The sequence below is a fragment of the Protofrankia sp. CiP3 genome, assembly GCF_917627345.1.
Lineage (GTDB): Bacteria > Actinomycetota > Actinomycetes > Frankiales > Frankiaceae > Protofrankia.
In genome coordinates, this window is record NZ_CAKJTM010000007.1 from 60,166 (window position 1) to 86,526 (window position 26,361).

Genomic DNA, 26,361 nt, shown 5'->3' on the forward strand with positions numbered 1-26,361 from the left:
GTCCCCGGTTCACTACAGAGGTTACCGGCCTTCTTCTGGAAAACGCCCTCGACGCGGTGCCGAAGCGGCCGCTCCCGGGACGGGCGGGCCGCCGTCCGGGACCCGCGTGTGGAACCGCCGGAGGCGCACCTTACCGTGCATGGCATGCTCACGCTGCACACATCCGACTGGCATCTCGGCCGCGCCCTGCACGGGTTCGATCTGTCGGCGGCCCAGGCCGTGTTCGTCGACCACCTCGTCGAGGTTGTTCGTGTCGAGCAGGTCGACCTCGTTGTCGTCGGTGGGGACGTGCACGACCGGGCCATCCCACCGGTCGCGGCCATGCGGCTGTTCGACGAAGCGCTCTCCCGGATGCGCGATGCCGGCGCGCGGGTTGTGGTGATCAGCGGTAATCACGACGCCCCCGCGCGCCTTGGTGACAAGGCCGGGCTGCTCGATCCCCGGGTCCGCATCCGCACGGAGGTGGCTGCCGTCGCCGATCCCGTGACCGTCGAGGACTCCCACGGCCCGGTCCACGTCTACGCCATCCCCTACCTCGAGCCGGCCGCGGTGGCGGCGACCCTGGCGGACGCCGCCACCAGCGACGGCGTCACCACAGACAGCGCCACCACAGACAGCGCCGCGAGCGACACCGCCAGCACGGATGCCGCCACCGGCACCCTTGCGGCCGACACCGCCACCGGAGACGCCGGGGTGGCCCGGACAGTGCCAGCCGGTACCGCGGCAACCCATGCGTCGATCATGCGGCAGGCGATGCGTGCCGTCCACGCCGCGCGCGCTCGCCGCGGCGGACGCAGCATCGTCTGCGCCCACGCGTGGGTGCATGGCGGCACGGGCAGCGACAGTGAGCGCGACATCAGCGTCGGTGGGCTGGCTGCGGTCCCCGCGGACCTGTTCACCGGGATCACCTACACCGCCCTCGGCCATCTCCACAAGCCGCAGGCCCTGCGCGACGGCCTGCGCTACAGCGGCTCACCGCTCGCCTACTCGTTCTCGGAAGCGGCGGACGCCAAGTCCTCCCTGCTGGTCGAGCTGGACGCGACCGGCCTGGCCGGTGTCGAGGAGATCCCGGTGCCGCTGTACCGCAGCCTCGCCCGGCTGCGGGGCACCCTGGCGGATCTCATGACCTCGGCTGTCTACGAAGCGCATACCGGTGACTTCGTGTCAGTCGTGCTCACCGACCCGGTCCGCCCGATGGACGCGATGACGACCCTGCAACGCCGGTTCCCGTATACGCTCACCCTGAGCCATGAACCGGTTACTGGCGGGGCCGCGGACGGGCTCAACTACCGGCAGCGTATTCGCGGGCGCACCGATCTGGCCGTCGCCGAGGCGTTCCTCACCCATGTGCGGGCCGAGCCCGACGAGCGCGAACGGTCGTTGCTGCGGGCGGCGTTGGATGACGCCCGGCTGTCCGAGGACGCCGCCTGATGCGTCCCCACCGGCTGGAGCTCACTGCCTTCGGGGCGTTCCCGAACAGCGTCGAACTGGACTTCGACCAGCTCAGGGCAGGCGGTCTGGTGCTGCTGTGCGGCGAGACCGGCGGCGGGAAGAGCACCCTGCTCGACGCGCTCGGGTTCGCCCTGTACGGCACTGTCCCGGGGCTACGCGCCCGCGCCCGCGACCTGCGCTCGCATCACGCCGACGCCAGCACGGCGCCGTGGGTGCGGCTGGAGTTCAGCCTGTCCGGTCGGCGGTTCCGGATCGCACGCACCGCGCCCTGGGAGCGACCGAAACGTGGCGGCGAGGGCAGTGTCCGGGTGAACCCGACCGCGCTGCTCGAGCGGTGGGCCGGCGCCGGTTGGGAGGTGGTGGCCCAGCGCAACGATGACGTGGGCCTGGAGGTCGGCCGGCTGCTGGGGATGACCGCCGAACAGTTCTTCCAGGTGATCATGTTGCCGCAGGGGCACTTCGCCGATTTCCTGCAGGCGGACCACGATGCCCGGGAGCGGCTGCTCAAGCGGCTGTTCAGGGTCAACCGGTTCGAGCACGCCGAGCAGTGGCTCGCCGACCAGGCAAAGATCGCGGATGAGAGAGCGGCGAACGCGCGCGGAGAACTTGTCCGGGTGGTGGCACGTGCGGCCGAAGCCGCGGAGACGGCGGAACCCGCTGACCCCGAGGCCGACCCGGAGTGGGTCGCCGGCCTCGCCGCGTCCGCCGCGGTGGCGGCCACCGCGGCGGACGATCGGGCCGCGGTGGCGGCGGACACCCGCCGGCACGCTGAGGACTCCCTTGAGCAGGCTCGCGCGCTCGCCGAGCGCCAGTCCGAACGCCGCGGCCTGCTGGCGCGGCTTGCGACGCTGGAAGCGGAGCTCCCCGCGATGGAGACGATGGCCACCGAACTCGACGCGGCCCGGCGCGCCAGTCCGGTGCGCCGGGCGCTGGAGCACGTGTGGGACCGTGCGGACAGCCTCGAGCGGGCGCGTTGTGCCCAGGATGCCGGGCGTGACAGGCTGCGGCTGCTGGGTGCCCGCCACGACGCGTCCGTCGACGAGTTGGCGCGGCTGTCCCGGCTCAGCCACACGGATGTGGGACGCTTGGAGCAGCTGTCCCATGTCCTGGCCGGAGTGGAGGCCGACGACGCCGCGGCGCAGGCGGCCGAGTCCGATGCCGAGAGCCACGCGGCAGCGCTCACCGCGCTTACCGAGTATCTGCGAACCGAGCTGCCGCAGCGGCGGCACGTCCTCGAGGACCGGCTGAACCGGGCCCGAGCCAGCGCCGCGGCGCTCCCCGGAGCGCGGGAACAGGCCCGGGTGGCAGCGGAGCTGGCCAGCACCGTACGGCAACATCACGAATCCATGACCCGTGCCGACGAGGCTGAGCGGACCGCCCGCGACGCCCGCATCCTGGCCAGCGACATCCGCCGCCAGCGGTTCGACGCGATCACCGCCGAGCTGGCCGCCGCTCTGGTCGACGGCTCCCCCTGCCCGGTCTGCGGCTCGCTCGCCCACCCCGACCCCGCCGAGGTCCGGGCGGACCACGTCGACAAGGACGACGAGCTGGCCGCCGAAGCCGAGGCCAGCCGGCTCACGGCAGTCGCAACCGACGCGCGCCGCGATGCCGACCGGCTCGATGAGCGAATTCGCACTCTGCTGGGTGAACTCGCCAACCGGGTGGAGCCCGCCTGGAGCACGGCGGAAACAGGATCGGCACGTGCGGACGGCGAACCACCGTCCCGTGCGGTCGAGTCGTTCGCGACGGTCACCGTGGTCGGAGTCATCGACTCGGCCCCGCACGGCGCGGGCGGCACCGGCGCGGGCGGCGACGCCGCTGACGGCCATGACGTTCACCGCGGCAGCAGCGGCAACAGCGGCAACAGCGATGGCAACGACGGTGGCGACGCCGACCCGCGGCGCCGGGATCTACCGGTTGCTCCCGAGCCAGCCGCCGAGGGGTTCGAACGGACCGCGGCGGACCTCGCCAGCCACGCCGACATGCTTGCCGCCACCGCCGCCGATCTCCCACCCGCGGAGCAGGCGCTTGCCCTGCTCCGCGAGGAGGAGACACGAGCCGCCGCGGAGGTGGCCGGTCATGTGTCGGCCCAGCAGCTCGCCCGCACCCATGCGGAGGAATACCGGGTACGGGCCGCCCGGCAGCGTTCGGGCATTCCGCCGGAACTGCGGGACCCCGACCAGCTGGCGGCACGTCAGCGCGAGATCGCACAGTTCGCGGACGCGTACACCGAGTGCCACGCCGCCGCCGCGGCGGCGGTCTCGGCGGAGGAGGAACACCGCCGGGCGTCAGCCGCGGCCGACGGTGACGCCCGCGCCGCGGGCTTCCCGGACACGGCCACCGCCCGAGCCGCCTGCCGGGAGGACAGCTGGCTCGCCACAACACAGACGCGGCTGGACGCCCACCGGGACGATCTGGTCGGGGTGCGATCCCGGTTGGCCAGCCCTCAGCTGGCCGTCGACCCGCAGGCGCCGGTACCGCTGGCCGACCGGGAGGCAGCCGCGCTAGCCGCCCGGGAGGCGCACGAGGAGGCGCTCGCCGCGGCGGCGCGGGCGGGCGACCGGCTCAGGCGCCTGTCTGGCCTGGTCGCCGTCTTCGCCGAGGCGTTCGCGGCGGTGGCGCCGCTGCGCGAGGCCGCCCAGCACATACGCGGCCTCGCCGACGTGGCCGCGGGACGCGGTGACAACCGCCAGGGCATGCCCCTGTCGAGCTTTGTCCTCGCCGCCCGGCTCGAGGAGGTCGCGGCCGCGGCGAGCGGGCGGCTGTCGGCGATGAGCGGCGGCCGGTTCACCCTGGTCCACGATGTCGGTGAACGCCGCGACCGGCGGCGCCGGGCCGGTCTCGGGCTGCTCGTCGAGGATGCCTGGACGGGCCGGCGGCGTGACACCGCCACCCTGTCTGGTGGGGAGACCTTCCAGGCCGCGCTCTCCCTGGCGCTGGGACTCGCGGACGTGGTCACCGCCGAGTCCGGCGGTCAGGCCATGGACGCGCTGTTCATCGACGAGGGCTTCGGCAGCCTCGACCCCGACAGCCTGGAGGAGGTCATGAACGTCCTGGACGACCTGCGCTCCGGCGGCCGGCTGGTCGGCATCGTCAGCCACGTCGCCGATCTGCGCCAGCGCATCCCCACCCAGGTCACCGTCATCAAGAGCGCCCGTGGCAGCCATGTCCGGACCAGCCTCGCCTGACCGGCGGGATGCTTCCAGGGCACCGGTCGCGCTGTGCTCCTTCAGGCTCCGCACGGCCGACAAGGCCCGCACGGCCGACAACGCTGGAGCCGGCGGCCAGCGCTGGCAGGACCGTCCAGACCGGCGCCCATGAGCACGCTGGCGAAACGCCAGCTGGCGTCTGCTGGCGCCCGGCTCGGCGTCAGCGGCGCGACTGGAGGAGAACGAGGTCGTCACGATGGACGATCTCGCGCTCGTAGAACGAGCCAAACTCAGCCGCAAGATCGGATGTTGAACGGCCCAGCATCCCCGGCAGCTCCGCCGCGTCGTAGGCGACCAGCCCCCGGGCGACCGACAGGCCCGCCGGACTGACCAGGTCAACCGGGTCACCGGCGGAGAAGTCACCGTCAACCTTGGTGACCCCGGCAGGTAACAGCGACACCCGGCGGTCGACCACCGCGGCCACCGCACCGCTGTCCAGAAACAGCCTGCCCTGCGGGATTGTCGCGTGTTCCAGCCACAGCAGGCGGGACGCCCGGCGCGGGCCGGTCGGGTGGAACACCGTGCCCACATCGGCGCCGGCAAGAGCGGCGGCCGCGTTCCCCGCCGACGTGATGATTGTCGCGACCCCGCCCGAGGCGGCCATCCGAGCCGCCTCGATCTTCGTTGCCATACCACCGATCCCGACCCCGGCGCTGCCGGTGCCGCGGGTGCCGACCCCATCGAGATCCGCGTCCGCCCGGACCTCACGGATCATGGTGGCCGGGCCGCGCCGCGGGTTGGCGTCATAGACACCATCCACGTCGGAGAGCAGGAGCAGCAGATCCGCGGAGACGAGATGCGCGACGATCGCCGCGAGACGATCGTTGTCCCCGACCCGGATCTCCTGGGTGGCGACGGCGTCGTTCTCGTTGACGATGGGAACGACGCCGAGTTCCAGCAGCCGGTCCAAGGTGGTCCGGGCGTTACGGTAGTGCGTGCGGCGGATCACATCGGTAGCGGTGAGCAGCACCTGGCCGACCCGATACCCGGCCGTCCCGAACTCGGTGGCGTAACGGTGCACGAGCATGCTCTGACCGACGCTCGCCGCGGCCTGCAGGGTCGCGAGATCTCGAGGCCGCCGGGTCAGCCCCAGCGGCGCGAGGCCCGCGGCGATGGCACCCGACGAGACCAGCACCAGCCGACCCGCACGCGCCAGCAGTGCCCGCACCAGCGCATCGACGCGATCACCGTCGATACCGCCGCTCGCGGTCGTCAAGGACGACGAACCGACCTTCACCACAATCCGGTTGGCCCGTGCCACAAAGTCACGAACAGTCACACATCGGCCCTGTCACGAGTCACCCTCGTCGTCCCCAGCGCCGCTGGCATGATCAGCTGCCCGGCGAGCGAAGCGTTGAGCCCTGGTCAACCGGGTGGTGCTGCGGAGCCTGTCGTCACTGCCGCGAGGGCCGAGAGTGGATCCCACCGAGACCGCCTCAGCTCCCCATGAGCCGGCGGCCGTGGATCCACCGGCGGCCGAGCCGGCAGGCAGAGCATCACGCCGCCCACCACGCCCACCACGCCCGCTCAGGTGCGGCTCCCAGTCAAAGGTGACATCGCCGATGGTCACCGCGACACCGGGTTCCGCCCCCAGCCGAGCGAGCTCAGCCTCCAGACCGAGACGAGCCAGCCGATCGGCGAGGAAGCCGACCGCCTCATCGTTACCGAAGTCGGTCTGCCGGACCCATCGCAGGGGTTTGGCACCGGTCACCACGAACCCGTCATCGTGTGCGCGGACGGCGAAATCAGGCTCATCAACCGCGCGGGGGCGGAGAACGACCCGCTGGGAGATCCGCGCCGGCTGTAGCGCCCGATGTTCGGCGACCCGTTCAGCCAGGGCGAGCGAGAGCGTACGGACGCCCTCCCGGGTGGCGCTGCTCACGGCGAACACAGCCAGCCCACGAGCGGCGATCTCGGCCGTGACCAGGTCTGCCAGGTCACGGCCATCCGGTACGTCAATCTTGTTGAGGACGACCACCCGCGGCCGGTCCGACAGGTCCGCGGAGTAGGCGGCCAGTTCGGCCTCGATGACGTCGAGGTCGCTGACGGGATCACGGCCGGGCTCGAGGGTGGCGCAGTCCAGCACGTGCACGATGACCGAGCAGCGCTCGATATGGCGCAGGAACTCAAGCCCCAGGCCGCGTCCGGAACTGGCGCCGGGGATCAGGCCTGGGACGTCGGCCACCGTGTACGGCGGAAGGTCACCGGCCAGCGCCACGCCGAGGTTCGGTACGAGGGTGGTGAAGGGGTAGTCCGCGATTTTGGGCTTGGCCGCGCTGAGCACCGAGACCAGCGAGGACTTGCCCGCGCTGGGAAAGCCCACCAGCGCCACGTCCGCGACGGTCTTGAGCTCCAGGACGGCGTCAAGCCGCTCCCCCGGCTCGCCGAGCTCCGCGAACCCCGGGGCCTTGCGCCGAGCGGAGGCAAGGGCCGCGTTGCCCCGGCCACCGCGGCCACCGCGGGCGATGACCAGCTCGCTCCCGGCGCCGACAAGGTCCGCGACCTGCTCGCCGTCCGGCCGTAGGACGACCGTGCCGTCCGGCACTGGCAGCACGAGATCGACACCATCCGCGCCATGCCGGTTGGAGCCCTGGCCCGGACGACCGCCAGAGGCCCGCTGATGGGGGTGGAAGTGGAACTCGAGCAGGGTCGTCACGCTCGGGTCAACCCGAAGAACGACGTCCCCGCCACGCCCGCCGTTACCGCCGTCAGGGCCACCGAGCGGTTTGAACTTCTCCCGGTGAACCGACGCGCAGCCAGGCCCGCCGTCCCCCGCGATGACGTGGAGGACGACCCGGTCGACGAAGGTGGGCACCGCTGCCTTTCTCCATCGTCGTTACGTCACTCGCCGCGTGCCTGGCGTGGAACCTCCGGACGCGCGAAAAGCCTCATCTCACGCGGGCGTCGGCCCACCTGATCGAATGGCCGCCGACGTCAGGCGGCCACCAGCTCCTCGACAGAAATGATATTGATGACCCGGCGACCCCGGCGGGTACCGAACTGGACATGCCCGGCGACCAACGCGAACAGTGTGTCGTCACTGCCCCGGCCCACCTGTGAGCCGGGGTGGAAGTGCGTGCCCCGCTGGCGAACAATGATCTCGCCTGCCTTGACATACTGACCACCGAAACGCTTGACACCGAGCCGCTGGGCGTTGGAGTCACGGCCGTTGCGCGAGGAGCTCGCGCCCTTCTTGTGTGCCATGTCGTTCAGGCCTTCCCGGTCTCGATACCGGTCACCCGCAGGCGGGTGAACTTCTGGCGGTGGCCCTGCCGCTTGTGATAACCGGTCTTGTTCTTGAATTTGTGAATTCTGATCTTAGGACCCTTGACGACCTCGACGACCTCCGCTGTCACCTCGACAGCCGCGAGCGCGTCCCTGTCGTGGGTCACCACGTCACCGTCGACAAGCAGGAGCGCCGGCAGGTTGACGGTCACGCCCGGCTCGCCCTTGACGAGCTCGACGTCAACGACATCGCCGACGGCGACCTTGTGCTGCTTGCCGCCGCTGGCCACGACCGCGTACACCGGTTCTCCTTGCTGAAGTCGGACGGGCATCTCCCACACGGCGGAAACACAGCCGTGCCCGGCCCTGATTGCACTACCTTAACAGGCGCTTGCGCCAACCCGACACCGGCGGCCCCGCCCCCGCGCCGCGACCCGGGCCACAGGGCGTATCCGGCCATGGCACCGATGAACCATGGCGTGTCGTCGACCAGCGCGCAACCATCGGAACGAGCACTGCGCTCCCGGCTGGCGGCCAGTGCCCGAGCAGGGCCAACAGGCAACGGGTGGCCGCCGACAGCGCGACGCGAGCCGCGCGCATCGTCCGCGGCCTGGGTGGGGGTTGGGCCACGATGGGCTGGCAGATTGTGATCTGGGTGGCCGGTGCCACCACGGCCGCCGCTGTCCTGACCGCCGGCTGGCCGCTGGTGTCCTCAGCCCGGACAACGGACCCCCGGCGGCGGTCCGTGACGATCGCGGCCTCCGCGGTGGTCGTCACAACGGTGCTCGGGGTCGCTCTCAACGGGCTGGTGGGCCTGCCAGCCGGAGTACGCGCGACGTGGGCGCTCAGTACAGCCTACGCGGCCTGCTGGCTCGCGGTGCGTGCCCGCGGGCTTTCCAGGGACGGCTGCGCCTTCCGTGGCCGGCCGCAGGCCGCCGCCGCGGGCAGCGATGCCCACAGCGATGCGCTCTCCGCCCAGGACGACGTCGTCCAGGCTCTGGTCGTCGCCTCGTACGCCCTGCAAATGGGCGACAACAGCCGTGCCAGCGCGGCGGTTGACGGCGCGTTGCGACGGTCCCGCGCGCGGCTGGACGCGCTCGTGCGCGAGTGCGACCAACGCGACCTCATCCGCCGAGAAGCGGCGCAGCACTGGGCCACCGGCGAAGCCTGACCAGCCAGCGGCCACGGCGTGTTCCGGGAGTCGTCGTTCGATCAGTGAGCGGCGTCCGGGTGGATGAGCCGATCAGACCCAATGATCAGGAGGCCTGGTCCAGCGCGGCGCTGGACCAGGCCACTGTCAGCGCGCATGCCTCAGCACACGCATCAGCACAAGGACACCTACCCGGTGTGGGCGGCCTCACCGCTCTCCTGCGGTGCCGCGACCGCGCGTGACGCCCGCCGACGACCGGTCGCACGAGCCCCGGCGGATCGGGCAGCGTTCGATGACGGCGGCGCCGAACTGACCGGCCCGCCGTCGTCCTTCGCACCGTTGCTCGTCGCGCCATTGCTCGTCGTGGCGTTGTCCGTCACGCCGGGGCTGACCGCGTCCCCGGGCACGGTCGCCTCAACCGGCCTGGCAGGGGAGAGGCCCGTATCCGTGGTCACGGAGCCCGCCTCCACGACAGCGGCGTCCACGGTCTGGCCGCTCGGGCCGGCCTCGGCCGTCGTGCCCGCCGCGGCCGTGCCCGCCGTCGGCGGCCCCGGTACCGCGGGGCTGGACGCCCCTGAGCTTCGCGCGGGCGGTGCGGCCTGACCGTCCAGATGCACGATGACACCACGCCCGCCGCAGTGGGCACAGGGCTCACTGTAGGCCTCGAGCAGCCCCTGGCCCACCCGCTTGCGGGTCATCTGCACCAGCCCGAGGCTCGTGACCTCCGCGACCTGATGCCGGGTGCGGTCCCGGCCGAGGCATTCGGTCAGGCGCCGCAGCACAAGTTCGCGGTTGCTCTCCAGGACCATGTCGATGAAGTCGATGACGATGATCCCGCCGATGTCGCGGAGCCGGAGCTGGCGGACGATCTCTTCGGCGGCCTCCAGGTTGTTCTTGGTGACCGTCTCCTCGAGGTTGCCGCCCTTGCCGGTGAACTTGCCGGTGTTCACATCGATGACGGTCATCGCCTCGGTGCGATCGATCACGAGCGACCCGCCCGAGGGCAGCCACACCTTGCGGTCGAGGGCCTTGGCAAGCTGCTCGTCGACACGGTAGGTGTCGAACACGTCGGCCGTGCCGGCCTGGCGCCGGACCCGATCGCGCAGGTCCGGCGCCACCATGTCGACGTAGTCCTCGATCATCGTGGCTTCCTCGTCTCCCTGGACGACCAGCTCGGCGAAATCCTCGTTGAAGATGTCCCGAATCACCCTGATCACGAGATCGGGCTCACCGTAGAGCAGCGCGGGAGCAGTGGCCTTCGCCGCCTTCCGGCAGATGTCCTCCCACTGGGCCGACAGCCGGGCGACGTCACGGGCGAGCTCCTGCTCGCTGGCGCCCTCGGCCGCGGTCCGAACGATCACGCCGCCGTTCTCCGGAGTGATCTTTTTCAGGATCGTCTTCAGGCGGGCGCGTTCAGTATCCGGAAGCTTCCGGCTGATCCCCGCGTTCTGCCCGTCCGGCACATAGACCAGATAGCGGCCTGGCAGGCTCACCTGGCTGGTCAGGCGGGCGCCCTTGTGCCCCATCGGGTCCTTGGAAACCTGGACGACGATCGACTGGCCTGACTTCAGCACCTGCTCGATCTTACGAGGCCGCCCGTCGAGCCCGGAGGCGTCGTAGTTGACCTCTCCGGCGTACAGGACGGCGTTGCGCCCCTTGCCGACGTCAACGAATGCCGCCTCCATGCTGGCGAGCACGTTCTGCACCCGGCCGAGATACACGTTCCCCGCATACGACCAGGAGCTCGCCCTTGTCACGAAATGCTCGACAAGCACCCCGTCCTCAAGCACCGCGATCTGGGTGCGGTCACCGGCGTTGCGCACGACCATGCGCCGTTCGACCGCTTCGCGCCGGGCCAGGAACTCCGCTTCGGTGACGATCGGCGGCCGGCGGCGACCGCTGTCCCTGCCCTCCTTGCGACGCTGGCGCTTGGCCTCCAGCCGCGTCGAGCCGCTGACCCCGCGCACCTCGTCGTCCCGGACACGGCTTTCGCGGACATGGACGACCGTGGCCGGCGGGTCGTCCGGGGCCGTGTCGTCCACGATCGCGGCACCGTCCCGGCGGCGTCGGCGTCGGCGCCGCCGGGAACTTCCCTGCGGCTGCTCGTCGTCGTACCCGTCCGCGCCGCCCGCTGCCGCCAGCCCGGCGGCATCGGCATCACCGGAGTCGTGGGGATCGTCGGTCTCGGCCCGGTCCGGCCGGCCGGGGCTGTCGCTCTCGTCGAACCCATCCGGGCGCGCGCCGGACCGCTCGAAGGCGACCGGGTACGTATCGTCAGCGCCCTCGGCCTCCTCCTCGACACGCGCGCGCCCCCTGCCCCGGCGGCCTCTGCGACGGCGCCGTGTCGAGCTCCCGTCGCAGTCGCCGTCGTCGGGCACGGCGGCACTGGAGATCCCATCCTCGTCGCCGCCGGCATAGGCCATGGCGATGCCGGGTTCGGGATCGTGCTCGTCACCGGTGTCGAGCACGATCCCGAACCCTGGCCGCTGGTTCCCCCGGTCCGTACCGGCCGGCCCGAATCCGGTGTCGGACGACCTGCCGGCGGCGCCCGCGACAGCCGTGTCGGTGTCGAACGGCGAGGAGACGCCGCGCCGCCGACGGCGAGACACAAGGTCAAGGGCCGCGGTGTCGGGCGCCTGGAAGGTCACCATGGTGACCGCCCGCCCACGGCGCAGCCGCGTCTCCGGCCGTACCGGTGGACCGCCGTCCCCGCTCGTGGGCGTGGCGGCGGCCTCCGGCGGAACACCGGTAAGATCAGCTAGGAACGGGACCGACGGCGGCTCGATGCCAACCACGGACCGCGGGGGTGGCTCCGGCGGATGAACGTCCGTGCCTGGGGCAACGCTGCCTGGGGCAACGCTGTCAGCAACGGGGTCGCTCAGCTGCGGGGCCTCCGGCGAGGAGCCGGTCGAGACGTCCGGCGGAGGTCCCGCGGACCGTCCGGCGGCACGCCGCCGCCGTGGGGCGGAACGAGTGGTCGGTGTCTCATCGGAGTCTGTCACGATGTCATCGGGCACGGGTTATGAAACCTCTCGGGTTCCCGGGCGCGCTGCTCTCGCAGTCGCGACCGCTCAGGAACCACTGTCGTCGGTCCGACGGGGTACCGTCGGCGAATCCTGCGACGCCCTGCATCACGCATCGAGTCGACCGACCAGCCGGCCTGCATCGTCGCGGTCCGGCATGAGCGGATCCGCCACGGTGCCGTCTTCCAGCAGCCGACCTTGACCAAGCCGAAGCGGCTCGGGTGGTACAGGCAGCCGAAGAGCAGCGACCACGCAAAGGGCGGTCAGCACGTCGTCGGGTCGCACGGCGGGCGTCGTGTGCCGCACAACCACATCCAGTATCGCACAGGTGTCGTTCTCCGCACGGCAAACCATCGAGACCACTGCCTGACGAACGTCGAACCGGCGATGTCCGTCCTTGGTCGCCCGCTCCACCTCGACCCGGTCACGGGCCAGGAGCGCGGCCACGGCGCTGGTCAGCTCATCAAGAGCGACCGCTGGCAACCGTAACCGCCACCGCGACGCGTCGACCAGGTCCGCAAGCGGGGCAGCGGTGGCAGGCGCGCACGCGAGAACGTCCAGACCGGATGGCAGCGCCGCGTCCAACGCCAGTCGCAACGCATGCGGATCACAATGCTCGGCCAACGCGAGCTCCACGTACTCGGCCTCGCTGGCGGCACCCGTCGGCGCCGCGCCAAGCCACGAGATGCGCGGATGCGGGCTGAAGCCGGCCGAGTACGCCATGGGGACAGCCGCCCGCCGCAGCGCCCGCTCAAAGGTCCTCGCGATGTCACGATGAGACATAAAACGCAGCCGACCGCGTTTCGCGAAACGCACCCGCACCCGCGCGACCACTGGTGGTGGGGGCGGGCCCTCAGGACGCCGAGGCACGGCCGGATCCCGTCGGCGTCAGGGGAAGCAGGGTCCGGCCGGTCGGGCCGATCTGGTTTTCGGTCCCCATGGTCGGACAGACCCCACAGTCGTAGCAGGGGGTCCAGCGACAGTCGTCCAGCTCCGTCGCACGCAGCGCTTCCTGCCAGTCCGACCACAGCCAGTCACGGTCCAGCCCGGCATCCAGATGGTCCCAGGGCAGCACCTCGCGTTCGTCGCGCTCCCGGGTGGTGAACCAGTCCAGGGACACCCCGAGCGGTTCCAGCACGCGTGAACAGGCCGCAGCCCAACGCTCGAAGGAGAAATGCTCGTTCCAGCCGTCGAAACGGGCGCCGGCACGCCACACCTGTTCGATCACCGCGCCGACCCTGCGGTCACCGCGGGCGAGCAGGCCCTCGATGATGCCTGGACGTCCGTCGTGGTAGCGAAAACCGATCGCCCGCCCGACCTCCCGATCACCGCGGATGGCGTTGCGCAACAGCTGCAACCTGTGGTCGGTGACCTCGTGTGAGGACTGCCCGACCCACTGGAACGGCGTGTGCGGCTTGGGGACGAAACCGCCGATCGAGACTGTGACACGGATGTCGCGGTGACCGCTGGCGAGCCGCCCCGCCTTGATCACCTCCCGGGCGAGATCCGCGATGGCGAGCACGTCGTCGTCGGTCTCGGTGGGCAGGCCGCACATGAAGTACAGCTTGACCTGCCGCCAGCCCTGGGCGTAGGCCGTGCTGACCGTACGGATCAGGTCATCTTCGCTGACCATCTTGTTGATGACCTTCCGCAGCCGTTCGGAGCCGCCCTCGGGCGCGAACGTGAGCCCGCTGCGCCGGCCGTTGCGGGAGAACTCGTTGGCGAGTGTGACGTTGAACGCGTCCACCCGGGTCGAGGGCAGGCTGAGTGAGGTGTGCGTGCCTTCGTACCGGTCCGCCAGCCCCTTGGCGATCTCCCCTATCTCGCTGTGGTCCGCGCTGGACAACGACAGCAGGCCGACCTCGGTGAATCCGGACGCGTCCAGGCCTCGGGCCACCATGTCGCCGATCGTGGTGATGGTCCGCTCCCGGACCGGCCGGGTGATCATGCCAGCCTGGCAGAACCGGCAGCCGCGGGTACAACCGCGGAAAATCTCCACGCTCATCCGCTCGTGGACGGTCTCCGCCAGCGGCACCAGCGGCGCCTTCGGATAGGGCCAGGCATCCAGGTCACTGACGGTGTGTTTGGCGGGGCGTGCCGGTACCCCGGGACGGTTCGGGGTGACCGCGCGGATACGGCCGTCAGGCTGGTAGCCCACGTCGTAGAAGGACGGCACATAAGCGAGGCCGCGCCGGGCCAGCCGCATGAGCAACTCATCCCGCCCGCCGGGAGAGCCCGCGGTCCGGAAGGCACGGACCACATCGGTGATCGCAAGAACCGCCTGCTCGCCATCCCCGAGCACGACCGCGTCGATGAACGGCGCGACCGGTTCGGGATTGAACGCGGCATGCCCGCCGACGATCACAATCGGATGATCATCAGTCCGGTCCACGGTATGCAGCGGGATGCCCGCGAGATCGAGCGCGGTCAGCAGGTTGGTGTATCCCAGCTCGGTGGAGAAGCTGACGCCCAGCAGGTCGAAGTCGCCGACCGCGCGGTGGCCGTCCACGGTGAACTGCGGGACACCGTGCTCACGCAGCAGTTCCTCCAGATCCGGCCAGACCGAGTAGGTACGCTCGGCCAGGACGTCCGGCTGCTCGTTGAGGATCTCGTACAGGATCTGGACACCCTGGTTGGGCAGGCCTACCTCGTAGGCGTCCGGATACATCAGACACCAGCGGACGATCGCGTCCGCCCAGGGCTTGCACTGGGAATTCCCTTCGCCGCCGAGGTAGCGCACGGGCTTACGGACCCGCGGCAGCAACGGTTCCAGACGGGGGAACAACGACTGTCCGGACATGCCCGCGAGCCTACGGCACATTCACCGTCCGCCGAGCGGCGTCACAAGGCGTACGGATCGGAGCGTGCCCGCAGGTGGACATTCTGCAACAGGCCCACCGCCAGCAGGTTCGCGAACATCGACGATCCGCCGTAGGAGAGGAACGGCAGCGGCAGGCCCGTGACCGGCATGATTCCCAACGTCATTCCGATATTGACGAACACCTGGAAGGCAAACCAGCACACCACCCCAGTTGCGATCATCGTTCCGAAGGAGTCGCCCGAGTCGACGGCCGTGGCCAGGGCCCGCCACAGCACCAGGCCCAGGAGCAGCAGGACACCGCCAGCACCGAGAAAGCCCAGTTCCTCCCCGGCCACCGTGAAAACAAAGTCGGTCTGCTGCTCGGGCACAAACTGGCCCTGGGTCTGCGTGCCGTGGAACAGGCCGCGGCCGGCGACGCCGCCGTTGGCGATCGCCGTCATCGCCTGGTCGACGTTGTACCCGGTGGAGGAGGTGTTCTGGTTGCTTTGGACGAATTCGGTCAGGCGTGCCTCCTGATAGGGCTTGAGCAGATGGAACTGCAGGATCGCCCCGCCGAACAGAACACCGAACAGGATGAGGCCGATCACCCACCGGCTCGGTGCGCCGCTGACCGCGAGCATGCCGAGGATGACGAACACGAAGACCATGACCGTGCCGAAATCCGGCTGCATCATGATCAACGCCATCGGCACGGCAGCCAGCCCCAGCACCAGCAGCACGTCCCAGTGACCGGGGTTGAGGCGGATCCCGGTGTCCCGGTCGTCGTGCTTCTCCCCGAGGATCATCGCCACCCCGACGATGAGGGCGGCCTTGGCGAACTCTGACGGCTGTAGCTGAAAGCCGGCCGGCAGCACGATCCAGGAATGCGCGCCGTTGATCGTGCTTCCCACCAGCAGGACCGCGGCCAGGCCAAGGAGAGAGCCCAGGTAGACGAATGGGGCGTACGCGCGCAGGATCCGGTAGTCCACCACGGTCGCGGCACCCGCGAGAACGAGCCCGATGGCCAGGTTCAGCAGATGGCGCTTGAGAAACAGCTGCGGGTCGCCGCCGCTTTCGGCCTCGCGATGCCGGGTGGCGGACCAGACCAGCAACCCACCGAGGATGGACAGAGCGATCACGGCTATCTGCAGTGGCCAGTCCAGCCGGCGCAAGGGGGAATGCCGTCCTGATGCCCGGTCGCGCAGCTGCCCGATCCGGCCACGCTGCGGGACCGGGGAGGACCGCAGGGCCGTCGGACTCGTCATGCGCACTCCCTCCATGGTCGATTCGGGGGCTCCGCCCGAAAGGCGTCGCGAGCCGCGCGAGCCGCGCGGGCCGCGCCCCGGTGCCGGCGAAGCGCCGGGGCGGGCAATCACGGTGGCCCACGCCCGACAGCGGCGGGACAACGACTGACCTGGGTGGGACAACGGCCGGGATCCGCTGCCGCGGGCTCACCGCGCGATCCGGCGACTGGTAGGCGCCACTCGGCGGACAGGGACACGTCCGCCACGTCCGCCACGTCCGCCACGTCCGCCGTATCGGTCACATCGGTCACGGCGAGCGCCCGCGTCGTGGCGTCACCGGTGGCGGAAACACCCGCTGAGGGCATGGCGGACGGGACGACAGAGCGCTCGGACAAGGCACCGGTCGGTGCGAACATCCCGTCCCGCGTCATCTTCGGCAGCTCCGCCGGGGGCGTACCGCCAGGCAGCGCCGCGTCGTGCCCGACGCCGTAGATGCTCTGGTAGATGGCTTTCACCGCCGGAGCCGCGTACTCGGCGCCGGTGCCGGAATCGGGGATGGTCACGACCACGACGAACTGCGGATCATTGGCGGGCGCGAACGACGCGAACCACGACGTATCCCCAGCCCCTTCGACCTCGGCGGTTCCAGTCTTGCCCGCGATCGGGATGGTGTCGTTCGGCCAGTCCGCGAACACACCGGTGGCGGTACCGCCGGTTTCGCTCGTCACGCCATGCAGGGCGGCCCTGATGTAGGCAAGCGTCTCGGGCGCGGCCGGCACCCGTCCCGCGACCTTGGGCGTGACAGGCGTCACCACCCTGCCGTCCGGCGAGATCACCGCCTTGGCGAGCGTTGGCTGGTAGACCGTCCCCCCGTTGGCGAGCGCGGCGTAGGCGACCGCGAGCTGCAGCGGACTGACCGACAGGTACTGGCCCTGGCCGATCGCGAACTGGGTCGACGCGCCTCCGTTGTACAGGTAGCCGTCCACGCATGCCTCGGCCGCGTACTGGCGGAACCGCTCGGCCTTGGCCGGGTCGGTGACCTCCGGGTAGCCGTTCTGCGCCCGGCGGCAGTAGGAGTCCTTCAGCTGCGTCCAGATCGCCTTCGCCCCGTCGCGCCCGACGACCGAGCCGCTGGTCTCTCCCGGCAGGTCGACTCCTGTCCTGCTGCCGAAGCCCATGGCCCGAGCCATCTTCACGAAGTACTCGTTGGCCGTGGGATAGGGGCCGCGGCCATTGCGGAGCCCGCCGTCGGCGAGCCAGGCGTCGTAGGCGAACTTGTCGAAGATGACGTCGCAGGAGATCACCAGTGCCTGATGCAGCGTGATCGGCCCGGCCGATGACCCCTCGAAGTTGTGAAACGTCTGGGAGCCGATCTGCAACGACGGCCCGCAGTCGTAGTTGCCAGCCGTCGACGCGCCCAGGTTGGTCAGCGCGGTGATGGTGGACACCGCCTTGAAGGTCGAACCGGGCGCGCCTGAGCCCTGGTAGGCCCGTGACAGCAACGGGATGCCGTTGGCGGGGTCCGACAGCGCCTGGTAGTCCGCTTCGGAGACACCGCCCACAAAGACCGACGGATCGTACGAGGGCAGGCTGGCCATGGCGATGACATGGCCTGTCCGCACATCAAGCACCACCCCGGACGCGGTGCGGGCGCGCCCGCCGAGGGAGTCCAGGGTTTTCCTGAGCGTCTGCTCAACCGCCTGCTGGACACCGACGTCGATCGAGAGGACCAGGTTGTCGCCGCTGCGTGGCGCGGTGAACGAGGCCGTGCCCGCAACCCGCCCGAACCGATCGACCTCAAGCCGCTGGACGCCGTCGGAGCCGCGCAGTGCCGTGTCATAGGTGTATTCCAGCCCGGCGACACCGACCAGGCTGTTGTTGTGGTAGCCGTGCCGGCCACCGTCGGAGTCGAGCTGCTCCTGCGTGACAGGGCTGAGATAGCCGAGTTCGTGTGCGGCCAAGAAAGTGTAAGGGTACTCGCGGACGGCCTGTAGCTCCGCCGACACGCCGGGAAACCGGTCGGGATGTTCGATGACCGCCAGCGCCTGGGGCGGGGTGACGTCCTTGGCCACCGGCACCGGCTGGTAGGGCGAGCCGTTCCAGCACGGTGGCTTCACCGAGGCCGAGCAGTACTGGATGCGCCTGGTGACATCGGCGGCGGGCACACCGATCACGCTTGACAACCGCTCCAGCACGGCCCTGCCGGAATCCTTCTGCCGGTCGGTCACCGACCGGTTCACCGAGATGACCAGCGATGTACGGTTGCGGACGAGGGCACGCCCCTGGTCATCCACGATCAGGCCGCGAGGCGCGGGGGTGACCACATCGCGCACCCGGTTGGTCTCCGCGACCTGCCGGTAATGCTCCCCGTTGAGGACCTGCAACGCCCACAGCCGGGCACCAAGGGTAACCAACAGTGATACGACCAGCACACGCAGAACGAGCAGCCGGAGACCGACGCGATCGTCCAGCGACCTGTCCCCAGGCCGCGGCACTCTCATACCCGCCGTCCGGTCATGAATCGTCCCTGTACAGACGCCGCATCCCAGCCGTCACCAACGGGAACAGCAGCGGGGTCAGGACCAGTGCGTAGAGCACGGCACCGACCGAGCGCAGGAACACCTGGCCGCCGGTGAGGCTGGCGTTGCCGAGAATGCCGGCCAGCGCCGCCTGGCCGGCCGTGCCCAGCGCGGAGGCGGCCGCCGCCGCGATCATCGGGAGGTACACCGTCCGGCCGGCTTCGTCATGGGTGAGCCCCACGCCGTAGCCGATCAGGCAAAAAATCATCGTGGTCTGGCCGAGGACGTGCGTCGAGAGCAGGTCCGCGATCAGTCCGACCACGAACCCGATGATCGCGCCGAACAGCGGCCCCCGCGCGAGCGCGACGAAGGTCAGCACGATCAGCACCACGTCAGGGCTTCCCAACGGCAGATCGAGCGGGGCTATGACCGACAGCTGCACAATGATCAAAAGGACCAGTGCGGCTACGGTAACCGCGACGGCCCTGCCCCGGACCTCGACGTCACGTGCGCCCATGTCCCACACCGCGAGCCTCAGCCGACCGGGGCGGTGGCCGCGGGGGCGAGCGCCGATGTCGTCGGGATCGTGCTGGCCGGTGCCGCGGGCGCCGGGGACGGTGTGGGCGGGGGCCGCGGGAGCAGCACCCGGTCACCGGCGTCCGCCGGGAGCTTCCCCACCACGATCCCGACCAGGTCGAGCGACCCCATGGCCGCGAAGGTGGTCACCTCGGCCGCGCGCGAGAGCCCCTCACTCGCGTCGAGAACCTTTGTGACTATGCCGATCGGTACCCCGCCGACGTAGTCGGCGCTGCCGAAGGAAACCAGGCGGTCGCCCACCTTCACCTGGCGCGTGGCGTCATAGAGGGTGAATGTCAGGGCGTCCGGGCTACCTGCGCCGGCGACCGCGCCGAGCAACCGGGTGCCCTCCAGGCGAGCGCCGATGTGACTTGCTGGATCGCAGGCAAGACGGACGACCGCCGTGTGGGCGGTCGAGGACAGCACCGTCCCGACAAGCCCGTCGCTGTCGAGCACCAGCCTGTCCGGCACCACGCCGTCCGCGCTGCCGGCGTTGACCGTCACGGACCAGTCCGTCCCGGTGATGTCGCCGATCGCAATCACCCTTGCCGCAATGATCGTGTATTGTCCGCGGTCCGCGAGCAGGCGCAGGTCACCCAGGGCTGCGGCCTGCCGCCGCACCTCGGCGTCATCCGCCAACTGGCGCTTGAGCTCGGCGTTCTCCGCCGCGAGTGTGTCCGCGCGCCGCTGGTAACGATTGGGGTGCGTCAACGAGGACGCCGTCCGTCCGATGGGACGGGCGACGGCGCTCACACCACCCTCAAGCGTTGCGAACACGCCTCGCAACGCGCCCCGCGGGCCGGCCGAGCTGCCGCTCGAGCGGTAATCGACTGTGATCAGGATGAACGCCGCGATCAGCAGGCCGATGACGACCATGCGGGAGCGCCGGTTTTCGCGTCCCACCGCCGGCCTCCCATACCTGGCAACGCCCAGTCACGACGATGCCCATCCACGGCGGCCGGTACGGGTACCGCGGTGCCCGGCGGCGCCAGCCCGAAACGTCGTCAGTTCACGAGGTGAGCGAGCCGTCGGCCCGTATCCCCAGCGATCGACATCCCACTCGGCACGATCAGATCAGCGGCGGGGCTCGGATATGAGCACCTGCTGCAACGCTTCGAACTCCTCGACGCACTTACCAGAACCCATCGCGACCGAGTGCAGCGGGTTGTCCGCGATATGGATCGGCATCCCGGTCTCATGGCGGAGGCGCTCGTCCAGACCGCGCAGCAGCGCTCCCCCACCGGTCAGCACGATGCCGCGGTCCATGATGTCGCCGGACAACTCCGGTGGGCACTTGTCAAGGGTGACCTTGACCGCGTCGATCACCGCGTTCACCGGCTCCTCGATGGCTTTACGGATCTCCTCGGCGGTAACGACGATGGTCTTGGGCAGGCCGGAGACCAGATCTCGGCCGCGGATCTCCGCGCTGGGCTCGTCCGACATCTTGTGCGCGGAGCCGATCGCCATTTTGATCTCTTCCGCGGTCCGCTCCCCGAGCATGAGCGAGTACTCCTTCTTGACGTAGGAGATGATCGCGGTGTCAAGCTCATCCCCAGCCGTCCGGATGGACTGGCTCGTCACGATCCCACCCAAGGAGATGACCGCCACCTCGGTGGTTCCACCCCCGATGTCGACCACCATATTCCCGGTGGGTTCGTGGACGGGCAGCCCGGCTCCGATGGCCGCCGCCATCGGCTCCTCGATGATATAGACCTTTCGGGCACCAGCCTGATAACCGGCGTCCTTCACAGCCCGCTGCTCGACTCCGGTGATCCCAGACGGGACACACACGACCAGCCGCGGTTTGGCGAAGTGCCGCCGTCGGTGAACCTTTTGAATAAAGTAGCGCAGCATACGCTCGGTCGTGTCGAAGTCGGCGATCACGCCGTCCTTGAGCGGGCGGATCGCGACGACGTTGCCGGGAGTACGGCCGATCATCCGCTTCGCCTCGGTGCCGACCGCGAGGATACCCGTGGTGGTGGTATTGATCGCTACCACGCTGGGCTCGTTCAGCACGATCCCGCGACCACGCACGTAGACGAGCGTGTTGGCGGTGCCAAGGTCGACGGCCATGTCACGGCCTAGGAACGACAACGAACTGGACATCGTCGGATGCCGGCCTTCCCGGGTGTGCGGTCTGGGTGCGCACGCTGGGCGTGCTGGAGTTGTAGGGCAGGCGGTGTCCGTAACGAGGGCGTATCCACTGCTTCTCCGATGAGCTCCATCCAGGTAGTCCGGCAATCCAGTAGAAGCCGCTCCAACAGACGACAAAAGCCTAATCCGGGCCAACCGAGCCTGCCGTCCCGGTACGGGATCCATGACGCGCGACGGTCCGCGCGCCAGGTCGGGTCAACCTGCCGGCCAACCACAACCCGTACGACCAGTTCTAACACCCGGAGTCACAAGCATGCTACCCGAGGCGACTGGAGATGCCGCCTGGACTGCCGAATTCGACCATCCAGACAAACGGTCCGGCACCGTCGGCCATGGGCGAGCCGCCCTGGCCTTCGATGCCGGACCAGTCAGAAATAATCAGATCAACCCGGGGAAAAACAAGTCGATCTCACGCTTGGCGGACTCCGGCGAGTCAGAACCATGGACGAGGTTCTGTCCGATCTCCAGAGCATGGTCGCCACGCAGGGATCCCGGAGCCGCCTTGACCGGGTCGGTGGCGCCGATCAGGCCGCGCACCGCCTCGATCGCCCGCGGCCCCTGGACAACCAACGCGACCAACGGGCTGGAAACGATGAAGTCGACCAGTTCGCCAAAAAACGGCTTGGCCGCGTGCTCGGCGTAGTGGACCTCGGCCACCGAGCGCTCCAGCGTGCGCAGCTCAAGCGCGACCAAGGCCAGACCCTTGCGCTCCAGCCGACCAACGACCTCACCGACGAGGCCACGGCTCACGCCGTCGGGCTTGACCAGCACGAGTGTGCGTTCGACTGACACGGAACTCCTTCTACTCACTCAGATGGGCAGGTGTGGGACCAGAGCCATGCAGCCGCAGGCGGCACGGGAGGAACGATCGCACCGCCGTTGACCCGGTTACACGATCTTCATGCCCCTCGGCGGCACGAAAAAACCATGATCGAGCCACCGTTGGCACAGTCACACAACCCTCACGCCTCCGACAGCGCGAAAGAACACGATCACGCGGCCTTTGGCACAGTTGCAACCTACCCGTCAGCGACGCAGAAGGCGGCGAGCCTCTCCCACCGTCACAAGTGAACCGGTCACCAACACCGCGGTACCGGCGAGGTGGGAGTCCTCCTCCGCCAGCCGGACACCCGCGTCGAGAGCGTCATCGAGACGCGAGGCAACCTCCACCCGGTCGGGACCGAACAGATCCACAGCGATCGCGGCAAGATCATCCAACGGCATCGCCCGCGACGACCCGCTCTGAGTGATGACCACGGCGTGCAACACCGGCTCCAGCGCGGCCAGCATGCCGGCGGCGTCCTTGTCCGCGAGTATCCCCACGACACCGACCAGATGATCGAAGCTGAAGGCCTCCTCCAGCGCGGCGACGAGGGCATGCGCGCCCGCGACGTTGTGCGCGCCGTCCAGCAGGACCGTTGGCGAGCGCCGGACGACTTCCAGCCGGCCCGGCGAGTCAGCCTGCGCAAACCCAGCGCGCACGGCGTCGATGTCGAGAATCTCACGGCCGCCGCCGAGGAACCCCTCAACCGCCGCGAGTGCGCATGCGGCGTTGTGAGCCTGATGCGCGCCGTGCAGGGGCAGCAACAGGTCTTCATAGACACCGCCGAGCCCACGGATGGCAACCAGCTGGCCACCAACGGCGATATCACGGTCGAGGACCCCGAACTCCAGTCCCTCGCGTGCCACCGTCGCGCCGACCTCACCGGCCCGGCGCAACAGCACCTCCGCCGCTTCCAACGGCTGCTGGGCAAGCACGACGAACGCACCGGCGTGAATGATGCCGGCCTTCTCCACCGCGACCGCGCCAGGCGTGGCACCGAGTTCCCGATGGTCGAGGGAGATCGGGGTCACCACTGCCACCCCGGCATCCAGGACGTTGGTAGCGTCCCAGCTCCCACCCATACCAACCTCGATGACACCGACATCGACCGGCGCGTCGGCGAAGGCGGCGAACGCCATCGCGGTCAGCAGCTCGAAGAAGGTGACCCGTTCGGGATGCCTGCTGTCAACGAGCTCAACGTAGGGGATGACGTCGTCGTATGCCTGGGTGAAGGTAGCGGCGGGCGCGGGGCGACCGGCCAGGCAGATACGTTCGGTCACGCTCTCCAGATGCGGGGATGTGTAACGGCCGGGTCTGATCCCGAAGGCACACAGCAGCGAATCCACCATGCGGGCGGTGGAGGTCTTGCCGTTGGTCCCCGTCAAGTGGATCGAGGGGTAGGCACGCTGGGGCTGGCCCAGCAGATCGACGAGGTCGCGCATACGGTCCAGATCGGGCAGCATCCGGTGCGGGAAGCGTTCGGTCAGCGCCTTCTCCACCCGGGCAAGCCCAGCTGTGTCGGCGTCGGCGTCCGCCGGGATGCCAGGCCGGCTGCTCATCAGGCCGACTTCTCCTGGCGGGGACCCCGCTTGGAGGCGGCCACGTCGCGCGGCACGAGCGTCGGGTTGACGTGCTCAAGAACGACCTCGCGGGTCACCACCGCCCGGGCGACGTCCTTGCGGCTCGGTATGTCGTACATGACCGACAGCAGGACCTCCTCCATGATCGCCCGTAGCCCGCGGGCGCCAGTTCCCCGCAGTATCGCCTGGTCCGCGATCGCATCCAGGGCGTCACCCGTAAAATCAAGATCAACATTATCCAGCTCAAACAACTTCTTGTACTGCCGGACCAAGGCGTTCTTCGGCTCGGTGAGGATGCGGATGAGCGCCTCCCGATCGAGGCTCGACACGCTGGTGATCACTGGCAGCCGGCCGATGAACTCGGGAATCATGCCGTACTTGAGCAGATCCTCGGGCATGACGTCGGTGAAGACGTTGGGAATATCCGGATCATCCTTGCCATGCAGGACCGCGCGGAATCCCAGCGATTTCTTACCGATCCGCGAATCGATTATTCGATCAAGCCCGGCAAAAGCCCCACCGACGATGAACAGGACGTTCGTGGTGTCGATCTGGATGAACTCCTGATGCGGATGCTTGCGGCCGCCCTGCGGCGGAACACTCGCGGTCGTTCCCTCCAGTATCTTCAACAGCGCCTGCTGGACACCCTCGCCAGAGACATCCCGGGTGATACTCGGATTCTCCGACTTGCGCGCGATCTTGTCGACCTCATCAATATAAATGATACCGGTCTCGGCTTTTTTGACATCATAGTCGGCAGCCTGGATGAGTTTGAGCAGAATGTTCTCAACATCTTCACCGACATAACCGGCCTCGGTGAGCGCGGTCGCGTCGGCGATCGCGAACGGGACATTGAGCATCCGGGCCAAGGTCTGCGCCAGCAGCGTCTTGCCGCATCCGGTGGGCCCCAGCAGAAGGATGTTGCTCTTCGCCAGTTCAACATCGCCCTTGGCGTCGCTACCCGCGCCACCACCCACCTGGACTCGCTTGTAATGGTTGTAGACAGCAACCGACAGGGTCTTCTTGGCCTGTTCCTGACCAACCACGTAGCCGTCCAGGAACTCGTAGATCTCGCGCGGCTTCGGCAGCTCGTCCCACTTGAGATCCGAGGACTCCGACAGCTCCTCTTCAATGATCTCGTTACAGAGATCGATGCACTCGTCGCAGATGTAGACGCCGGGCCCAGCGATGAGCTTCTTCACCTGCTTCTGGGACTTGCCGCAGAACGAGCACTTGAGCAGATCACCGCCGTCACCTATGCGTGCCACCGAGGACTCAGTCCCTTCGTCCAGACGATGGTGTCGCCTGCAGGTCAGGGGCGGCCAAGCCGCCCGGTCGTCGCCTGTCTGTTACTATCCTGCCCTCCGCCGGCAGCGGCTGCGTCATGACGCCAGCGGCTTTGGGCTGTATATCCACATCCGCGTCTACCCGCCGCCGATGGCTGTGCCCTGACGCCGACGGCTTTGAGCTGGCTGTCCGCCTCCCCGTGGGGACCGTACCCCCTGAAGCCGTCCAGTGAGAGCCCTATCGTGCGGCTCGTGTAGGTCAGCCACGGTCATCGGGCAGATCATCACGCGTCCGCGCCCTCCGGACAGGGCTTTTGCACAACGCTGACGGGGCACCCGGCCCGGCCTCCGGCGGCGCAAAACCATCATCGCGCCGCCTTTGGCCCAGCCAGCCTTCAGGCCTCCGGCGACGCGCAAAACCATCATCGCGCCGCCTTTGGCCCAGCCAGCCCAACCCAGGCCTCCGGCGGCGCGCAAACCATCATCGCGCCGCCTTTGGCCCAGCCAGCCCAACCCAGGCCTCCGGCGGCGCGCAAACCATCATCGCGCCGCCTTTGGCCACCGGACCCCCAGTCCCTGCTGCTAACGGCCCGCTGCCGGCGCCGCCAACAGCTGCGACGACTTGCGGGTCCGGATGACCTCGTCGATCAACCCGTACTCCTGCGCCTCGGCCGCGCTGAAAATCTTGTCCCGCTCGATGTCCCGACGGATCTCTTCCTCGGTGTGCCTGGTGTGCCTGGCGAGCATCCGCTCCAACAGGGAGCGCATCCGCAGGATCTCCCTGGCCTGAATCTCGAGGTCGCTGGACTGTCCCTCGCCCTGCCCAGAGGGCTGGTGCAGCAGGATACGGCTGTTCTCCAGCGCGAAACGCTTCCCCGGCGTCCCCGCCGTGAGCAGCACCGCGGCGGCGGACGCCGCCTGACCCATGCAGATCGTCTGGATGTCCGGGCGGACAAACTGCATCGTGTCGTAAATAGCGGTCAACGAGGTGAACGATCCACCCGGTGAGTTTATATAGATCGAAATATCCCGGTCGGGGTCCTCGGACTCCAGGAAAAGCAACTGCGCCATCACGTCGTTCGCGGAAAGGTCATCGATCGGGATACCGAGGAAAACGATACGTTCCCGCAGCAACTTCTCATAAGGATTAAGATAAAGATCACCACGGCTGGTCTTCTCGATGACACGCGGGATCCCGTAGTGGCTGACGGGCAGCGCGCCACTCGAGCTCTGGCCGATGATCGGTTGGTACATGGTGGGTGCCTCCGCGACGGCGGGTGGTGGTCGGTTACCGGATGTCGACGGTGTCGGCCGAGTGTC

At 69.1% G+C, this 26,361-nt stretch carries 19 protein-coding genes; 3 read left to right on the forward strand and 16 right to left on the reverse strand.

What is annotated here, in order from left to right; genetic code table 11:
• Window positions 1-144 precede the first annotated feature (144 nt).
• Both MJ797_RS04380 and MJ797_RS04385 read left to right on the forward strand, forming a co-directional pair.
• Complete coding sequence (locus MJ797_RS04380) at window positions 145-1,431, forward strand: exonuclease SbcCD subunit D (RefSeq protein WP_239332147.1); 1,287 nt, start codon at window positions 145-147, stop codon at window positions 1,429-1,431.
• Entirely contained in the window at window positions 1,431-4,640 is a 3,210-nt protein-coding gene (locus tag MJ797_RS04385) for an AAA family ATPase (RefSeq protein WP_239332059.1), read from the forward strand. The genes MJ797_RS04380 and MJ797_RS04385 overlap by 1 nt, the downstream gene beginning before the upstream one ends.
• 181 nt (window positions 4,641-4,821) lie before the next feature.
• Here the strand turns inward: MJ797_RS04385 and proB are convergent, their stop codons facing one another.
• The 4 genes from proB to rplU form a co-directional block, all read right to left on the reverse strand.
• Entirely contained in the window at window positions 4,822-5,940 is a 1,119-nt protein-coding gene (proB, locus tag MJ797_RS04390) for a glutamate 5-kinase (RefSeq protein ID WP_239332060.1), read from the reverse strand.
• Between the two features lie 12 nt (window positions 5,941-5,952).
• Window positions 5,953-7,476 (reverse strand): GTPase ObgE, encoded by a 1,524-nt coding sequence (gene obgE / locus MJ797_RS04395; RefSeq protein ID WP_239332061.1) that lies wholly within the window; start codon window positions 7,474-7,476, stop codon window positions 5,953-5,955.
• 119 nt (window positions 7,477-7,595) lie between these two features.
• A complete protein-coding gene (gene rpmA, locus MJ797_RS04400; RefSeq protein WP_239332063.1) occupies window positions 7,596-7,865 on the reverse strand; it encodes a 50S ribosomal protein L27 in 270 nt (89 codons plus the stop codon).
• Between the two features lie 5 nt (window positions 7,866-7,870).
• Entirely contained in the window at window positions 7,871-8,188 is a 318-nt protein-coding gene (rplU, locus tag MJ797_RS04405) for a 50S ribosomal protein L21 (RefSeq protein WP_239332065.1), read from the reverse strand.
• A gap of 329 nt (window positions 8,189-8,517) precedes the next feature.
• Here rplU and MJ797_RS04410 point away from each other — a divergent pair, with 329 nt between their 5' ends.
• Entirely contained in the window at window positions 8,518-9,057 is a 540-nt protein-coding gene (locus tag MJ797_RS04410; protein WP_239332067.1) for an MFS transporter, read from the forward strand.
• A 167-nt stretch (window positions 9,058-9,224) separates the two neighbouring features.
• Here the strand turns inward: MJ797_RS04410 and MJ797_RS04415 are convergent, their stop codons facing one another.
• The 12 genes from MJ797_RS04415 to MJ797_RS04470 all read right to left on the reverse strand — a co-directional run bounded on the left by MJ797_RS04415 (window position 9,225) and on the right by MJ797_RS04470 (window position 26,295).
• Complete coding sequence (locus MJ797_RS04415) at window positions 9,225-12,053, reverse strand: Rne/Rng family ribonuclease (protein ID WP_374581402.1); 2,829 nt, start codon at window positions 12,051-12,053, stop codon at window positions 9,225-9,227.
• Between the two features lie 114 nt (window positions 12,054-12,167).
• Window positions 12,168-12,929, reverse strand: a complete 762-nt coding sequence (locus MJ797_RS04420) for a TIGR03936 family radical SAM-associated protein (protein ID WP_239332069.1) — start codon at window positions 12,927-12,929, stop codon at window positions 12,168-12,170.
• Window positions 12,913-14,859, reverse strand: a complete 1,947-nt coding sequence (locus MJ797_RS04425) for a TIGR03960 family B12-binding radical SAM protein (RefSeq protein WP_239332071.1) — start codon at window positions 14,857-14,859, stop codon at window positions 12,913-12,915. The genes MJ797_RS04420 and MJ797_RS04425 overlap by 17 nt, the downstream gene beginning before the upstream one ends.
• A gap of 41 nt (window positions 14,860-14,900) precedes the next feature.
• Entirely contained in the window at window positions 14,901-16,124 is a 1,224-nt protein-coding gene (gene rodA, locus MJ797_RS04430; RefSeq protein WP_239332073.1) for a rod shape-determining protein RodA, read from the reverse strand.
• A 107-nt stretch (window positions 16,125-16,231) separates the two neighbouring features.
• Entirely contained in the window at window positions 16,232-18,604 is a 2,373-nt protein-coding gene (mrdA, locus tag MJ797_RS04435) for a penicillin-binding protein 2 (protein ID WP_374581405.1), read from the reverse strand.
• 13 nt (window positions 18,605-18,617) lie between these two features.
• The gene (gene mreD / locus MJ797_RS04440; RefSeq protein ID WP_239332075.1) at window positions 18,618-19,139 is read right to left on the reverse strand and encodes a rod shape-determining protein MreD; all 522 of its coding nucleotides are present in this window, start codon (window positions 19,137-19,139) and stop codon (window positions 18,618-18,620) included.
• A 17-nt stretch (window positions 19,140-19,156) separates the two neighbouring features.
• A complete protein-coding gene (mreC, locus tag MJ797_RS04445; RefSeq protein ID WP_239332077.1) occupies window positions 19,157-20,101 on the reverse strand; it encodes a rod shape-determining protein MreC in 945 nt (314 codons plus the stop codon).
• Between the two features lie 171 nt (window positions 20,102-20,272).
• Window positions 20,273-21,304 (reverse strand): rod shape-determining protein, encoded by a 1,032-nt coding sequence (locus MJ797_RS04450; protein WP_013872948.1) that lies wholly within the window; start codon window positions 21,302-21,304, stop codon window positions 20,273-20,275.
• A gap of 426 nt (window positions 21,305-21,730) precedes the next feature.
• Entirely contained in the window at window positions 21,731-22,144 is a 414-nt protein-coding gene (gene ndk, locus MJ797_RS04455; protein ID WP_239332079.1) for a nucleoside-diphosphate kinase, read from the reverse strand.
• A gap of 234 nt (window positions 22,145-22,378) precedes the next feature.
• A complete protein-coding gene (locus tag MJ797_RS04460; protein ID WP_239332081.1) occupies window positions 22,379-23,734 on the reverse strand; it encodes a folylpolyglutamate synthase/dihydrofolate synthase family protein in 1,356 nt (451 codons plus the stop codon).
• Window positions 23,734-25,023, reverse strand: a complete 1,290-nt coding sequence (gene clpX / locus MJ797_RS04465) for an ATP-dependent Clp protease ATP-binding subunit ClpX (protein ID WP_239332083.1) — start codon at window positions 25,021-25,023, stop codon at window positions 23,734-23,736. The genes MJ797_RS04460 and clpX overlap by 1 nt, the downstream gene beginning before the upstream one ends.
• 600 nt (window positions 25,024-25,623) lie before the next feature.
• Entirely contained in the window at window positions 25,624-26,295 is a 672-nt protein-coding gene (locus tag MJ797_RS04470; protein WP_239332085.1) for an ATP-dependent Clp protease proteolytic subunit, read from the reverse strand.
• Between the last annotated feature and the right edge of the window lie 66 nt (window positions 26,296-26,361).

Coding starts and splice junctions, on each gene's coding strand:
- MJ797_RS04410 (WP_239332067.1), top strand. CDS start 8,518: ATGGGCTGGCAGATTGTGATCTGGGTGGCCGGTGCCACCACGGCCGCC.
- mrdA (WP_374581405.1), bottom strand. CDS start 18,604: ATGAGAGTGCCGCGGCCTGGGGACAGGTCGCTGGACGATCGCGTCGGT.
- MJ797_RS04460 (WP_239332081.1), bottom strand. CDS start 23,734: ATGAGCAGCCGGCCTGGCATCCCGGCGGACGCCGACGCCGACACAGCT.
- rpmA (WP_239332063.1), bottom strand. CDS start 7,865: ATGGCACACAAGAAGGGCGCGAGCTCCTCGCGCAACGGCCGTGACTCC.
- MJ797_RS04380 (WP_239332147.1), top strand. CDS start 145: ATGCTCACGCTGCACACATCCGACTGGCATCTCGGCCGCGCCCTGCAC.
- MJ797_RS04450 (WP_013872948.1), bottom strand. CDS start 21,304: ATGTCCAGTTCGTTGTCGTTCCTAGGCCGTGACATGGCCGTCGACCTT.
- MJ797_RS04425 (WP_239332071.1), bottom strand. CDS start 14,859: ATGTCCGGACAGTCGTTGTTCCCCCGTCTGGAACCGTTGCTGCCGCGG.
- MJ797_RS04385 (WP_239332059.1), top strand. CDS start 1,431: ATGCGTCCCCACCGGCTGGAGCTCACTGCCTTCGGGGCGTTCCCGAAC.
- MJ797_RS04470 (WP_239332085.1), bottom strand. CDS start 26,295: ATGTACCAACCGATCATCGGCCAGAGCTCGAGTGGCGCGCTGCCCGTC.
- mreD (WP_239332075.1), bottom strand. CDS start 19,139: ATGGGCGCACGTGACGTCGAGGTCCGGGGCAGGGCCGTCGCGGTTACC.
- rodA (WP_239332073.1), bottom strand. CDS start 16,124: ATGACGAGTCCGACGGCCCTGCGGTCCTCCCCGGTCCCGCAGCGTGGC.